Below are 14406 nucleotides of genomic sequence, written 5' to 3' on the forward strand. Positions count from 1 at the left end.
TCCTGCACTTCACGGTGCAGGGGCTTTTTTCATGCGCTCAGCGTGAAAAAGGGTGTGGCGCCAATGGACGCCATGCTCCTCAGGGTGCGCCCACCACCGGTGCAGTCTTGAGCAAGGCCTCGACCGCGCCCTTCCAACGCCGGGCCTGGGCCAGGGTGCCGTGGCCCGAGGTGTCGGGACCGCCAGGCACCAGCAGCAGCTGGCCGTGGGGGATGCGGCGCAGCTCACGCTCCATCAAGCCCAACTCGGGCGGGTTGCGCTCGTCGTCGGCCGAGTTGATGGCCAGCAGGCGGGCGCGGATGCGCTCCAGGCCGGGCGACGGGTCAAAGTCGCCCGAAGCCTCCCACTGGTAGAGGTGGTCGTTGGCGTCGCCCCTGAACGGCGCTTGCAAGCGCTGGTTGAGCAACTGGTCAGCCTTCTCGCGCGTGGGCGCGAGTTGGTACAGGCCCTGGTTGCCCCCATTGGTGGCCAGGTTGAAGTAGACCGAAGCAAAGGCCAGGCTGGGCGGCTGCTGGGTGTACTGGCCGCCTTGCCAGGCCGGATCATTGCGGATGGAGTCGATGACCAGGCGGCGCAGCATCCAGTTGCGCCCGGACATGGGCACGGGCAATGAGGCCATGGGCACGGCGATGTCCATGAAGTCGGGGTACTGCTGGGCCCACAACCAGGTGTGCATGCCGCCCATCGAGTAGCCCAACACCATGCGCAGGTGGCGCACGCCCAGGTGTTGCGTCAACAACTGGTGCTGGGCACGCACCATGTCCTCGTAGTTGTAGCGCGGGAAGCGCGTGCGCAAGCCCTCGGAGGGGCGCGAGGACTGGCCCGTGCCAATGCCGTCGGGCAGGATGATGAAGTAGCGGCTGGCGTCCAGCGGCTGGCCGGGGCCGAACAGCTCGCCGCCAAAGGCCGGGTTCAGCAGCGCCGCCCCCGAGCCATTGGTGCCGTGCAGGATCAGCACGGCCGGCTTGTCGGGCGAACCCAGCGTGGTGTAGTGCAGGCGCAGCTCGGGCAGCACCTCACCGGTGTGGAAGCGGAAGTCGCGCAGCACGGCCTGGCCGTGCTGGGCTGCAGGCGCCTGGGCCTGGGCAGGTGCCTGGGCCTGGGCAGGCGTCTGGGTCTGGGTTGGGGTCTGGGCCAAAGCGTCGGGGACGCTGGCCAGGGTGGCGGCGAGGGTCAGGGCCATGGTCGGCAGCAGTTGGAACAGGCGAAACACGGAAGGCCGCGCGGGCGCGGCCGATGAAAGCAACATGGGGAGGTCTCCAAGGAGGGCGCCCCGCGCGTCGGCGCGGGTTCACCAGAGCCACAAAATTTACACCCCGAGCGCGCCCCCGCCCGCCCAGCCCAGGGTAATCCCGATGGGCACATACCCGCAGCGACGCCGGGCCCTCAGTGGAAGTTGCGGCTGCGCGGCGCCAAGGCGCCCAGCTCGGCGTGCAGCAGCGGGCTCAGGTTTTTCAGGCGGCGCGCGATCAGGTGGCCGACCTCACCCTCGCGCTGCCACTGGCCGTCCACCGCCAGCAGGGTGGATTCCAACAAGGCCGCGCGCTGCTGCTCGGCCACCCGGGGCCAGACGATCACGTTGATGCAGCCGGTCTCGTCCTCCAGCGTGACAAACACCGTACCCTTGGCCGTGCCGGGGCGCTGGCGCACGGTGACCAGGCCGCAGGCCTGCACGAGGTGGCCGCTGCGCACGCCTTGCAACTGGGCGGCGGTGAACAGGCGCTGGCGGTCCAGCCGCGGGCGCAGCAAGGCCAAGGGGTGGCGGCGCAGGCTCAGGCCGGTGGCGGCATAGTCAAACAACACGTCCTCGGCCTCGCCGGGCGCGGGCAAGGTCCATTCGGCCTCGTGCACCGGGGCCTCGCGCAACAAGGCCGGGGCGCGCTGCAAGGCGCTGCCCTCCCAGACCTGCTGACGGCGGTGGCCCGCCAGGCTGGCCAGGGCGTCGGCGCTGGCCAGGGCGGCCAGGTCCCCGGCGTCCAGGGCCGCGCCCAAAGCCAGGCCCTGCACGGTCAACGGTCGGCCCTGACGGCGCAGGCGCACGATGCGCCGTGCCACCTCTTCGCCCAGGCCCTTGACCCGGTGCAGCCCCAGGCGCACGGCGGGTGGGCCCAGTGGCGCGGGCCCTGGGGGTGCGGCCAGGTCCAGGGGCTCGAGCGTGCTCAGCCAGTCGCTGTGCAGCACGTCGACGGGCCGCACCGTCACACCGTGGCGCTGCGCGTCCTGCACCAACTGAGCCGGACCATAAAAGCCCATCGGTTGCGAGTTCAGCAAAGCGGCCAAAAAACAGGCCGGGTGGTGCTGCTTGACCCAGGCACTGGCATAGGCCAGCAAGGCAAAGCTGGCGGCGTGGCTCTCCGGAAAGCCGTACTCGCCAAAGCCCTCCATCTGGCGAAAAATGCCCGCCGCGAACTCGGCCGTGTAGCCGCGTGCGCTCATGCCTTGCAGCAGCCGGTCCTGAAAATGCTGCAAGCCCCCCTTGCGCTTCCAGGCTGCCATGCCACGGCGCAGTTGGTCGGCCTCGTCGGCGCTGAAGCCGGCCGCGTCCATGGCGATCTGCATCACCTGCTCCTGGAAGATCGGCACGCCCAGGGTGCGGCCCAGCGCGGCCTCCAGGCCGGGTGGGCAGTCGGCCACCTCCTGGCGCTGGCGGCGGCGCAGGTAGGGGTGGACCATGCCGCCCTGGATGGGCCCAGGCCGCACGATGGCGACCTGCACCACCAGGTCGTAAAAGCAGCGTGGGCGCAGGCGCGGCAACATGCTTTGCTGGGCCCGCGACTCGACCTGGAACACGCCCACGGTGTCGGCGCGGCACAGCATGTCGTAGGTGGGGTCATCGCCTTCGGGGATCTCGCTGAGCGCCATCGGCCGGCCGCGCCACTGGCCGATCAGCATGAAAGCGCGTTGCAAAGCGCTCAACATGCCCAGGGCCAGCACATCGACCTTGAGCAGGCCGACGGCGTCGATGTCGTCCTTGTCCCATTCAATGCAGGTGCGGCCTTCCATGCTGGCATGCACCACGGGGACGGTGGCGTCGAGCCGGTCGCCGGTCAGCACAAAGCCGCCCGGGTGCTGCGACAGGTGACGCGGAAAACCCAGCAACTGCCCGACCAACTCGCGCCACAACAACAGGCGGGGCGCGGCCTCGGGCCAGCCCAAGTCGCTCAAGCGCTGGCCCAGGGTGTCGGGCTCGGCCCACCAATGCGGGTGGGTGGCGGCGGCCTCCACCGCGGCCGGGGCCAGGCCCAGGGCAAAACCGACATCGCGGATGGCGCTGCGCAGCCGGTAGCGGATGACCACCGCCACCAGGGCGGCGCGGGCGCGGCCGTACCGGGTGTAGAGGTACTGGATCACCTCCTCGCGGCGCTGGTGCTCGAAGTCCACGTCGATGTCGGGTGGCTCGCGGCGCGCTCGGCTGATGAAGCGCTCAAACAGCAGGCTGCTGCGCGCCGGGTCGACCTCGGTGATGCCCAGGCAGTAGCAGACCGCTGAATTGGCGGCCGAGCCCCGGCCTTGGCACAGGATGTGGCGGCGACGCGCAAACCACACCACGTCGTAGACGGTCAAAAAATACTTCTCGAACTGCAGCTCGGCGATCAGCGCCAGTTCGTGCGCCAACTGGCGCTGCACCCCTTCGGGCGTGCCCTCGGGGTAGCGCCGCCGCTCGCCTTCGGCCACGCACTGGCGCAGGTAGGCTGTGGGGCTCAGCCCCGCGGGCACCACCTCTTGCGGGTATTCGTAACGCAGCTCGTCCAGGCTGAAGCGGCAGCGCTGCGCGACGCGCACGCTTTCTTCGAGCAGCTCGGCCGGCAGCAGGCGCGCCAGGCGGGCGCGTGAGCGCAGGTGGGCCTCGGCATTGGGCTGCAGGGCCAGGCCGCAGTCGGCCACCGGCCGGCGCAGGCGGATGCTGGTCAGCACGTCCTGCAAAGGCTTGCGCGAACGCCGGTGCATCAGCACATCACCACAGGCCACCAGGGGCAGACCGGCTTGGGCTGCGGCCTGACGCAAGGCGTCCAGCCAGCGCGCATCGTCCATGTGCAGGGTCTGGGTGACGGCCAGCCAGGCGCGCTGGGCAAAGGCCTGGTCCAGGCACTGGGCGGCCCGGGTCAGGGATGCCAGATCGGGGGCGCCCGCGCGCAGGGGGTTCCACAAGGCCAGGCAGCCGTCGAGCCGGCTGGGGTCGGCCAGCAAGTCGGCCCAGGCCAGCTGGTAAACGCCCTTGGGGTGGCCGGCGCGCACCCGGGTGATGAAGCTGCACAGCTGGGCATAGCCGCGCCGGTGCTGGGCCAGCAGCACCAGGCTGCCTGCCCCCACCTCGCCGGCCGCCGCCGCCCCGGCCAGGGTCTCGGCCGCCATGCGGAACTGGGCCCCGATCAGCAAGGGCAGGCCGCACTGGCGGGCCTGGGCATGGGCTTGCACCACGCCAGCCAGCGAGCACTCGTCGGTCACGGCCAGGGCGCTGTAGCCCAGGGCCTGGGCACGGTCCACCAGCTCGGCCGGGGTGGAGGCGCCGCGTAAAAAGCTGAAGTTGGAACAGGCCTGCAGCTCGGCATAAGCAGGCAGGCCCAGGGGCAGCGCCGGCCTCATCCAAACACCCCATGCAGGAACCAACGCGCGGCGCTGGGCTCCGCCGCCGTGCCCGTGCCGGTTCGCACGCGAAACACCCACAGCAGGCCGGCCTGAGCACTGCGCGCGATGAAGTAGTCGCGCAAGGTGAGGTCGGCGTCGGCCGTGGCGCTGGCGTCCCACCAGCCGGTTTCGATGCGCTCGGGCCCAGCCAACAAGGCCAGGGCGCCGTGGTAGTGCGGGCGCTCGCCCACGCAGCGCAAGGCCTGGGGTTGGGGCAGCAGCCAGGCCGGCTGGCCCCAGCCCAGCGCCTGGCCGAGTTCAGCACTGGGGGTCGGGGGCCGAGCGGCCGGCAGGGGCGTGGCCGCGGGCCACCAGCGCTGCCGGTGCTGAGGCCGGTGATCCGCCTGCAAGGCGCCTTGCAGCACGCGCTGCGGGCCCAAGCGGGCGGCCAGTCGCTCCAGGCACTGGGCCAAGGGTTCGCCCGCGTGCTGGTCTTGCGGCAGCAGGCTGTGGGTGTCGGGTGACCAGGCCTGCACGCCCAGGGCCCGCAGCGACAAGGCCTGCACCGGCGCCTCCCAGGCCACACGGGCCAGGTGCTCGCTCAGCAAGCGCAGCCAGTGGGCGCCGTCGCGGCTGGGCTGGGCGCTGTGCACGCTCAACTCGCCCCGGGGGGCGCAACCCCGGCGCGGGTCGTGCTGCCAACTCAGGCACACGCCGGTGGCACCGGCCTGGCGTACGGCCAGCCAGTCCTGCAGCTGCTGCAGCAAGCCCTGCAGCGGAGGCCCCAGGGCGGCGCTGTGGGCTTCGGGCTCGGGCAACTGGCAGCTGGGCTCGAACTGCTCAGGCAGGCTTTCCCAGGCGAACAACTCACTTTGCTGGCCATAGGCTTGGTCCAGTGCGCGCAGCAAACTGGCGCCAAAGCGCCGCGCCACTCCGCCCCGGGGCAGGGCCCGCAACTGGCCCAGGCTGCGGCAACCCAGGCGCGACAGCAGGGCCGCCTGGGCGCCCGCCTCGCTGAGGCAGTCCAGGGGCAAGGGGTCCAGGGTGGCCGCCAAGGTGTCTGTGCGGCAACGGCGTGCGCGCCGGCTGCCCACCGGCAGGGAGCGCGCCAGCGCCAGCGCCGCGCGCCCAGTGGGGGCCAGGCCCAGGCGGTCCACCCCCAAGGCCTGCAACTCGCCCAGGACCCGGCGCAGCAAGGCGCGGTCGCCGCCAAACAGGCGCAGGCTGGCCTGCAGCTCCATCAGCACGGCCCCGTCCACGCAGGCCACGCGCGGGGTGTAACGCAAGGCCCACCAGACGCGGCGGCGCTGGGCCTGCTCGGCGCTGAGCACGGACTCGCCGGGCGCCGCCCCTGCGTGGGGCGCCAGCCGCTCGGCAGCCAGCGGCACGGCCTCAGGCTGGGGGGCGGGCAAGAGCGCGATCCACCACATGGGCGACTCGATTCAAGGTGAGCCCTGGCGCAGAACGCCCCAAGGCAGGGGTCCGCCCAGGCGAGGACAAGACCCGGCCCAAGCCTGGTGCCACGGGCGTGACAGGGGGGGTCGGCAGACCTGGCCTCCCCACCGCCGGGCGCAGGGCCGGTGGCCGGGCCGCGGCCAAGCACAAGGGCTGGGTCAGCAACTGCCCGCGGCGCTTGAACACGCTCACGCTCAAGCCATCGGCGGCGCCCGCACTCAGGCCCAGGCGCAAGGGCGCGGGCGAAGACTGGTGCTGGGCGTTCCAGGGGCGCAGCGCCCACAGCGCGGGCGGCTGGGGCTGGGCCCCGGCCTGGGCGGCCAGGTGCAGGCGGCGCAGGCTGCTGGCCTGGCACTGGGGCAGCCAGACCAGCAAGGCCGCCAGGTCGCGGCAGCGCAAGGCCTGCTCGGCCGCCCACAGGCGCTCGGCCGGGGTCTGGGCCTGCACCCAACGCAGGGCTGACACGCGCAAACCCTGGCTGGCCAGGGCGGGCAAATAAGGGACCCAGGGCGGCCCCACCAGCAACACCGTGCCTTGCTGTGACAACGGCGCCAAGGCCGGGGCCAGCAAACGCCATTCACGCCAGCCGGCCTCGGGCTGCAACAGCTCGGTCAGCTGCCCGGCCGGCCAACCGCCCCCCGGCAGCTCGGCATCCAGCGCGGCAAAGCCCGTGCTGAACACCGGCGCCTGCGGCCCGCCCAGCTCGCTGGCGCGCCACAGGGCCGGGATGCTTTGCAGCAAGCGGTGGGAGGAAGAGGACGAAGAACTGGACACGGGCGGTTCCGGGCGAGGGGCGTTGGGATCTCTAGAAAACTGTTTATTTATACAGTATTTTGAAGCGACTCCGACCGCTTGTACAGCCCAAGCCCTGCGCTGACCCGGAGAATCTGTGACGCCCACCACGCGCAAATCAGGCGAGTCGCTGGAATCCCCCGGGTGACCGTGTTACAAACCGTTCATCCCGTCTTGACCCTCAGAAGGTCGGTCTCGCCCCCGGCGATGACCCCCAGCCACCGGCTGGGCGCGCCAGCCAACCCATATGCCCATGAAAAATTCGACCCGAAAATTGAGTCTGGCCCTCGCCTTGTGCAGCAGCGTGCTGCTGGCGTCCTGCGGCGGTGGTGGCGGAGGCGGCAGCAGCAGCAGCAGCAGCAGCAGCAGCAACACCGTCAGCACGGCCATGGTGGACAGCTACGGCATCGCCCAGCCCAGCAGCTTTGACGGCGGCCTGGCCAGTGCCGCAGGCATCAACGGCACGGCCGCAGACGGCGCCGTGCTGGCCAATGCAGCGGTCACGGTGATCGACAACGCAGGCCGCAGCGTGAGCACCCGCACCGACAGCCAAGGCATTTACCGCGCCCGCATCGACGGCTTTGTGCCCCCGCTGCTGGGCGTGGTCACCAAGCCCGATGGCTCGCGCTGGTGGGCGCCCTCGCTGAGCACACCGGTGGCGCGCGGCTTTGTGCTGCTCAACCTGACCGGCCTGACCGACAAGCTGGCCTCCGACGTGGCCAGCGCCGCCGGCAAGACCGGCTCGGCCCAACTCACCCCGGCCCTGCTGGCCGCCAACAGCGCCGCCCTGGCCACCGCCAAGACAGCCTTGAACAGCCAATTGAGCACCCAACTCAGCGCCGCCGGCCTGAGCGCCAGCAACTTTGACCCGGTGAGCACCTTGCTGACCAACAGCAACACCGGCCATGACCAGCTGCTCAATGGCCTGGCCATCAGCAACAGCGCCACCACCGCCACCGTGATCGGCACCCGCTACAGCCTGGGCGGCAGCGTCAACGGCCTGGGCAGTGCCACCGGCCTGAGCCTGCTCAACGGCAGCGAGACCCTGAGCATCGCAGGCGGCGCCAGCAGCTTCAGCTTCGTGCGCAAGATCGCCCCCGGCAGCGCCTACAACATCAGCGTGGCCAGCCAGCCCAGCGGCCTGACCTGCGCTGTCAACAACGGCAGCGGTGTGATGGGCAACGCCGCCCTGACCGATGTGGCCGTGGTCTGCAACACCAGCACCTTCAGCCTGGGCGGCAGCGTCAGCGGTCTGAGCAGCGCCGGCCTGGTGCTGGCCAACGGCAGCCAGACCCTGGCGGTGCCAGCCAACGCCAGCAGCTTCAGCTTTGCCAGCCCCCTGCCCCTGGGCGCCAGCTACTGGGTGACGGTGCAAAGCCAGCCCAGCGGCGCCACCTGCAGCGTGCAAAACGGCGGCGGCAGCATCGCCAGCGCGGTCAGCTCGGTCAAGGTGCTGTGCCTGGTCAACACCTACCCCCTGGGCGGCAGCGTCACGGGCTTGAGCAGCAACGGCCTGGTGCTGGGCATCACGGCCCAAAGCGTCAGCGTGCCGGCGGGTGCGGCCAGCTGGACTTTCCCGGCCGGCGTGGCCGTGGGCGTGAACTACAGCGTCAGCGTGCGCGCCCAGCCCGTGGGCGCCAACTGCAGCGTGAGCAATGGCAGCGGCACCATGGGGGCGGCCGCCGTCAACTCCGTGCAGGTCAGCTGCCAAACCGGCGGCTTCAGCCTGGGCGGCAACATCAGCGGCCTGAGCAGCGCCGGCCTGGTGCTCAGCGCGGCGGGCCAGACCCTCAGCGTGCCGGCCAACAGCAGCAGCTTCAGCTTCAGTGACTTGGTGAGCGCAGGCAGCAGCTACAACGTGCAGGTGAGCAGCCAACCCACGGGCCTGACCTGCAGCGTGAGCAATGGCAGCGGCAGCATGACGGCCGCCGTCAACTCGGTGGGCGTGACCTGCAGCAGCAGCGCCTCGACCCTGGGCGGCAGCATCACGGGCCTGACGGGCACCGGCCTGGTGCTGGCCAGCAACGGCCAGACCCTGAGCCTGAGCCCGCCGCTGAACAACTTCACCTTCCCGAGCGCCCTGGCCAACGGCACGCCTTACAACGTGACGGTGCAGACCCAGCCCACCCTGCAGTACTGCACCGTGGGCAACGGCAGCGGCACGGTGGGGGGCAAGGCCATCACCTCGGTGGCGATCAGCTGTGGCCAGAACACCTTCACCCTGAGCGGCACGGCCGTGGGCCTGACCGGGGCACTGACCCTGACCTCCACCACCGGCACCGACACGGTGGCGGTGAGCGCCGCCGCCCCGGGCTTCAGCTTCCCCACCCCGGTGGCCACGGGCACGGCCTACCGCGTCTACACGCCCTTCCCGGCCCTGCTGCCTTATGGCTGCAATGCCGCCTCGGGGGCCATGCCGCCTGGGGGCGTCAGCGTGCGCATGGCCTGCTTTGACCAGTACCCGCACACCCTCAGCACCACCGGTCTGGCCAGTGGCGAAAGCATGAACTTCACGCTGACCTACAGCTACCCCACAGGCCAGTCGCCCGACCTGACCGACACCGTCACGCGCACCGTCACCAGCCGGGGCGGCACGCTGAACTACTACCTGCCGGTGGGCGCCACCTACAGCTACACCGTCAGCAGCCAACCGGCCACGGGCAGCTGTGCGCTGGCCAACAACACCGGCCAGGGCAGCCAGACCACGGGGGGCAGCCGTGTCCAGTTTGTCTGCCAATGAGCGAGGTGCCCGCCGCGTGCGGGCCGCCCCTCAGTCCGTGGACTCGCCGGGGGCGGCTTGGCCGCCGTTTTGGCGCCGGATGTCGCGCAGCATGAACAGGTACAGGCTCTCCACCTTCTCGCGCGCCCAGGGCGTCTTGCGCAAGAACTTCAGGCTGGAGGCCACGCTGGGCTCGAACGTGAAGCAACGGATCGGGATGCGCTGGCCCAGCTCCTCCCAACCAAAATGGTCGGCCAGGGCGGTGACAATGCGCTCCAGCGTCAGGCCGTGCAGCGGGTTTCGGGCCTGTGAAGGCGGCGGGGGCGTGTTTTGCATGCCGCTATTTTCCCTGACCCTGCGAGCCCTGAGCCCCTGAGGCGCCCCCACCCATGTCGCTGTCTGCCATGCCCTCCACCCCAGCCCCGCTGACCCCGGCCCCCGCAAACGCCCCGGTGCGCCTGCTGGAAACCACCGAACTGGCCCAGGACTGGACCCGGCTGAGCAAGACCCGCTTCGAATTGCGCGCACGCGACCAGCGCCTGCTGGTCACCACGCGCGAGATCTACCACCTGGGTGACGGCGCCGCCGTGCTGCTCTACCACCCCCGCCGTGGCACCGTGCTGCTGACGCGCCAGTTCCGCCTGCCCGCCTTCCTGACCGGTTGCGCCGACGGCCTGCTGATCGAGACCTGCGCCGGCCTGCTCGACGGCGAAGACCCCGCCGACTGCGTGCGCCGCGAAGCCCAGGAAGAAGTCGGTCTGCGGGTGCAGCGCCCGCAGGCCGTGTTCCAGGCCTACATGAGCCCGGGCTCGGTCACCCAAAAGCTGCATTGCTTTTGCGCCGAATACGAGGACGGCCCCCTGCCCGTTGGGGGCGGCCTGGCCGACGAGGGCGAGGACATCGAGGTGTTGGAAATGCCCTTGAGCGAGGCCCTGGCCAGCGTCTACGACGGCCGCATCCAGGACGGCAAAACCATCATGCTGCTGCTGCATGCGGCCCTGGTCGGCCTGGAGGGCCTGAGCGCTCAGCGCCTGCCCTCGCTGGCCCACCCGGCACCAGCCGAGCCACCAGCCCCGGTGGGCTGAGTCCCCGCCCTGCCCCGCCCACGCCGACCATGCACAGCCCACCCGCCGCCGCCCAGCGCCCTCCACAGCGGGTCCCCGCCACCAGCAGCCGAGCCGCCTGGGTGATCGTGCTGCTAATCCTGGCCTTCACCAGCCTCTACACCTGGCACACCTGGCGTCAGGTGTACGACAACACCGTGGCCGAACTGGACACCGTGACCGAGCTGGGCGAAAAATCCATCGACCATTACCTGGGCCTGCTGCACACCAGCCTGCACGGGCTGGCCGAAGAACTGCAAGAGAACGCCCCCCGGGCCGACCGCTACGACCTGGGCAAGGTGCGCCGCTACGGCGTGCGCCACCCGGAGTTGGTGGACGTCAGCCTGATCGACCCCCAGGGTCACATCCTGGTGTCCAGCAGCGGCCCCGCTGCGGGCCCCCTGCCCACCGAGGGGCCATCCAGCAGCTTCACCGAAGCGCGTGACAGCATGACCTTGGGCCGCGATTTCGTGCTGGGCCGCCCGGTTCAAGGCCTGCGCAGCGGCCGCTGGGTGCTGCCGCTGCGCCATGCCGTGCGCGACCCGCAAGGCCGCTTGCAGGCCGTCGTCTCGGCCTACCTGCCGGTGGAGTTGATGCAGACCTTCTGGCAAGACGCCCCGATCATGAAACGCGCCGCCATCGGCCTGCTGGGCGACGACGGCTACCTGCGCAGCCGCTACCCGGTGCCCGACGACCAGACCCTGGGCATGGTCTACGCCGAGCCACGCCGGGGCGCGCTGTACCAACACCTGCAAACCCAGCACTTTCCCACACGGGGCAAGCTGGAAGGGCGCAACCAAATCGGCGGCAGCCAGAACCTGAATGTCTACCGGCGGCTGACCCATTACCCCATCACCTTGTTCGTCACCCTGCCCATGCAGGACCTGTACCGGCTCTGGTGGCATTCGGCGCGCACCTCGTACTTTTTGCTCGCCCTGCTGCTGGGCGGCCTGCTGCTGGTGCAGCGCATCACGCGGCGGCGCCAGCAGGAACTGCAGCTCCAGCAGCAACAGGCGCACCGCGCCCAGACCCGACTGGCCGCCATCGTGGAGTCCTCGGACGACGCCATCATCAGCCACAGCCTGGACGGACGCCTGCAGTCCTGGAACCCTGGCGCCAGCCGCCTGCTGGGCTTCACCGAGGCCCAGGCCCTGGGGCAGTTGCAAAGCCTGATCGTGCCCGCCGACCTGGCCGCCGATGAAGAACGCTACCTGAGCCGGGTGCGTCAAGGCGAGCGCGTGGAACGCATCGAAACCCAGCGCCTGCACCGCGATGGCCGGCGCATCGACGTGGAGCTGAGCATCTCACCGCTGAACGACGACAGCGGCCAGGTGCAAGGCATCTCCAACATCCTGCGGGACATCAGCGCGCGCAAGGCGGCCGAACAAGCCATCCATGTGCTGGCCTACTTCGACCCCCTGACCGGCCTGCCCAACCGCCGCCAACTGATGGACCGGCTCTCCCTGGCCCTGGCCGAAGCGCAGCGCGTGCAGGCCGTGGGGGCGCTGATGTTCATCGACCTGGACCACTTCAAGGACGTCAACGACGCGCGCGGTCACGCGGTGGGCGATGCCGTGCTGTGCCACGCCGCCAGCGTGCTCAGGCGGCTGCTGGGCGAAGGCCAGTCCGTGGCCCGGCTGGGCGGCGATGAGTTCGTGATCCTGGCCCCGTCGCTGGGCGCAGACCTGGCGCGTGGTGCCCACGCCGCACTGGACCTGGCCGAGCAGGTGCGCGCCCAGCTGGCCCAACCCTTTGAACTGGACGGCCTGCCCTATGCCCACAGCGGCAGCCTGGGCCTGAGCCTGTTCCCCTTTGGCCAACAAACCCCGGCCGACCTGCTGCGCGAAGCCGACACCGCCATGTACCGGGCCAAGTCCGCCGGGCGCAACCGCATCGCCTTCTTTGAAGTGGGCATGCAGGCCGACATCGAAGACCGACTGGCGCTGGAAAACGACCTGGCCCAGGCCATCCCCCAGCAGCAGCTGCAAATCCACCTGCAAGCCCAGTTCGATGCCCAGGGCCAACTCGATGGCGCCGAGCTGCTGCTGCGCTGGCAGCACCCCGAGCGCGGCCTGGTGCCGCCGGACCGCTTCATCCCGGTGGCCGAGAAAACCGGTCTGATCCTGGCGCTGGGCGACTGGGTGCTGGAGCAGGCCTGTGCCCTGCTGGTGGGCTTGCGCGCCAAAGGCCTGAACACGCCGCTGTCCGTCAACGTCAGCCCGCGCCAATTCCGCCAGCCCGATTTTGTGCAGCGCGTGCAGGCCCTGCTGGCCCAAACGGGGGCGCCGGCCAGCAGCCTGGTGTTTGAGGTGACCGAGGGCTTGCTGATCGACGACCTGCAAGAAACCGTGGCCCGCATGCACGCCCTGGCTCAGCTGGGCATCCGCTTCTCCATCGACGACTTCGGCACCGGCTATTCCAGCCTGGCCTACCTGAAGCGGCTGCCCTTGTACGAGCTGAAGATCGACCGCAGCTTTGTGCAAGACACGCCCAACGACCCCAATGGCACGGCCATCGTGCGCATGGTGCTGTCCATGGCCAAGCACCTGGGCCTGCGCGTGGTGGCCGAGGGGGTGGAGACCCAAGCCCAGGTGGACTTTCTGGTCAGCAGCGGCTGTGATGCCTTGCAAGGCTATCTGTACGCCCGGCCCACCCCGGCCTGGGCTTGGCTGGAAGCCCAGGGGGCGACCCAGCCGCTCAGTCCAGCTTCACACCCACTTGCTTGATGACGCGGCCCCATTTTTCGCGTTCGGCCTTGGCAAACGTGGCCATCTGAGCTGGCGTGCCCGGCAGGGGCTCCACGCCCAGGGCCTGCAAGCGGGCCTTCACACCCGTGGCGTTGAGCGCGCTTTGCAATGCCTTGCTCAGCTGCGTCACCACCTCGGGCGAGGTGCCGGTGGGCACCACCAGGCCCTGCCAGGCATAGCCTTCAAAGCCCTTCAGGCCTTGTTCATTGAGGGTGGGCACCTCGGGCTGGGTGGCCACGCGCTGCGGGCTGGCCACGCCCAGGGCCTTGACCTTGCCCGCATTCAGGAACGGGGCCACGGTGGCGCTGTCCACCCACATGGCGGGCACCTGGCCACCAATCACGTCCTGGATGGCGGGCGCGGCGCCCCGGTACGGCACATGGGTGAGCTTGAGGCCGCTTTGCTCGCGGAAGAGCTCGCCCACCAGGTGGTGCGGGCTGCCCGGGCCGGCGGAGGCCCAGTTCACGCCCTCAGGCTGGGCCTGAGCCCAGGCCACGAACTCCTTGTAGCTGCTGACCGGCACCTTGGTGGAGACCACCAGGAACATCGGAAAACGCACCAGCAGGCCCACGGGTTGAAAGTCTTTTTCGGCGTTGTAGCTGAGCTTGCTGAACAGGAAGGGATTGGCCGCCAGGGTGGCGAAGTCGGCCGAGAAGATCAGGTTGCCGAAGTCCTTGGAGCGGGCCACGTACTCGGCGGCGATGTTGGTGCCTGCGCCGGGCTTGTTGTTGATGATGAGGTTGCGGCCCAGGCTGCTGCCCATGGCCTCGGCGATGGTGCGGGCCACCACGTCAGAGCCGCCGCCGGCGGCGTAGCCGACCACCCACTCCAGGGGCTTGTCGTTGTTGGCCAGGGCCAGGGGGGCGGTGGCCGCCAATGCCAGGGCCGCGAGGGTGCTCAGGAAGGATTTGCGCAACATGGGAAAGGTCTCCGTTGTAGGGTCTGGTGGGTGGGTGTGAAATTCAGGGCGCAGGCCGCCCCCCACCGGGCACAGCCCGGTGTCAGGCGATCGGCGCGGGCGCGC

General features: G+C 70.2%; 9 protein-coding genes. 3 read left to right on the plus strand and 6 right to left on the minus strand.

The features are described 5' to 3' along the window. Positions 1-79 precede the first annotated feature (79 nt). The 4 genes from PSQ39_RS12325 to imuA form a co-directional block, all read right to left on the minus strand. Positions 80-1249, minus strand: a complete 1170-nt coding sequence (locus PSQ39_RS12325) for an alpha/beta fold hydrolase (protein ID WP_273927111.1) — start codon at positions 1247-1249, stop codon at positions 80-82. Between the two features lie 137 nt (positions 1250-1386). Next, positions 1387-4584 carry an error-prone DNA polymerase gene (locus PSQ39_RS12330; protein WP_273927112.1) on the minus strand — a complete coding sequence of 1066 codons (3198 nt, stop codon included), beginning with the start codon at positions 4582-4584 and terminating at the stop codon, positions 1387-1389. After that, complete coding sequence (locus PSQ39_RS12335) at positions 4581-5996, minus strand: Y-family DNA polymerase (RefSeq protein ID WP_273927113.1); 1416 nt, start codon at positions 5994-5996, stop codon at positions 4581-4583. The genes PSQ39_RS12330 and PSQ39_RS12335 overlap by 4 nt, the downstream gene beginning before the upstream one ends. Next, a complete protein-coding gene (gene imuA, locus PSQ39_RS12340) occupies positions 5959-6795 on the minus strand; it encodes a translesion DNA synthesis-associated protein ImuA (RefSeq protein WP_273927114.1) in 837 nt (278 codons plus the stop codon). The genes PSQ39_RS12335 and imuA overlap by 38 nt, the downstream gene beginning before the upstream one ends. A gap of 271 nt (positions 6796-7066) precedes the next feature. Here imuA and PSQ39_RS12345 point away from each other — a divergent pair, with 271 nt between their 5' ends. Beyond that, complete coding sequence (locus PSQ39_RS12345; protein ID WP_273927115.1) at positions 7067-9553, plus strand: hypothetical protein; 2487 nt, start codon at positions 7067-7069, stop codon at positions 9551-9553. Between the two features lie 30 nt (positions 9554-9583). Here PSQ39_RS12345 and PSQ39_RS12350 read toward each other — a convergent pair whose 3' ends face one another. Then, on the minus strand, positions 9584-9868 hold the full coding sequence (locus tag PSQ39_RS12350) for a VF530 family protein (RefSeq protein WP_273927116.1): 285 nt from the start codon (positions 9866-9868) through the stop codon (positions 9584-9586). 68 nt (positions 9869-9936) lie between these two features. On the opposite strand from PSQ39_RS12350, the gene PSQ39_RS12355 reads away from it, so the two are divergent. Both PSQ39_RS12355 and PSQ39_RS12360 read left to right on the plus strand, forming a co-directional pair. Further along, positions 9937-10617, plus strand: a complete 681-nt coding sequence (locus tag PSQ39_RS12355) for an NUDIX domain-containing protein (RefSeq protein ID WP_273927480.1) — start codon at positions 9937-9939, stop codon at positions 10615-10617. A 29-nt stretch (positions 10618-10646) separates the two neighbouring features. Continuing rightward, the gene (locus PSQ39_RS12360) at positions 10647-13361 is read left to right on the plus strand and encodes a bifunctional diguanylate cyclase/phosphodiesterase (RefSeq protein WP_273927117.1); all 2715 of its coding nucleotides are present in this window, start codon (positions 10647-10649) and stop codon (positions 13359-13361) included. Here PSQ39_RS12360 and PSQ39_RS12365 read toward each other — a convergent pair. Further along, positions 13333-14301 (minus strand): Bug family tripartite tricarboxylate transporter substrate binding protein, encoded by a 969-nt coding sequence (locus PSQ39_RS12365; protein ID WP_273927118.1) that lies wholly within the window; start codon positions 14299-14301, stop codon positions 13333-13335. The genes PSQ39_RS12360 and PSQ39_RS12365 overlap by 29 nt on opposite strands. Positions 14302-14406 lie beyond the last annotated feature (105 nt).

Source organism: Curvibacter microcysteis, assembly GCF_028649455.1.
Classification (GTDB): Bacteria; Pseudomonadota; Gammaproteobacteria; order Burkholderiales; family Burkholderiaceae_C; genus Curvibacter; species Curvibacter microcysteis.

Excerpts from the sequence above, each read along its gene's own strand:
- PSQ39_RS12325 (WP_273927111.1), bottom strand. The coding sequence starts at position 1,249 with ATGTTGCTTTCATCGGCCGCGCCCGCGCGGCCTTCCGTGTTTCGCCTG.
- PSQ39_RS12330 (WP_273927112.1), bottom strand. The coding sequence starts at position 4,584 with ATGAGGCCGGCGCTGCCCCTGGGCCTGCCTGCTTATGCCGAGCTGCAG.
- PSQ39_RS12335 (WP_273927113.1), bottom strand. The coding sequence starts at position 5,996 with ATGTGGTGGATCGCGCTCTTGCCCGCCCCCCAGCCTGAGGCCGTGCCG.
- PSQ39_RS12345 (WP_273927115.1), top strand. The coding sequence starts at position 7,067 with ATGAAAAATTCGACCCGAAAATTGAGTCTGGCCCTCGCCTTGTGCAGC.
- PSQ39_RS12350 (WP_273927116.1), bottom strand. The coding sequence starts at position 9,868 with ATGCAAAACACGCCCCCGCCGCCTTCACAGGCCCGAAACCCGCTGCAC.
- PSQ39_RS12355 (WP_273927480.1), top strand. The coding sequence starts at position 9,937 with ATGCCCTCCACCCCAGCCCCGCTGACCCCGGCCCCCGCAAACGCCCCG.
- PSQ39_RS12360 (WP_273927117.1), top strand. The coding sequence starts at position 10,647 with ATGCACAGCCCACCCGCCGCCGCCCAGCGCCCTCCACAGCGGGTCCCC.
- PSQ39_RS12365 (WP_273927118.1), bottom strand. The coding sequence starts at position 14,301 with ATGTTGCGCAAATCCTTCCTGAGCACCCTCGCGGCCCTGGCATTGGCG.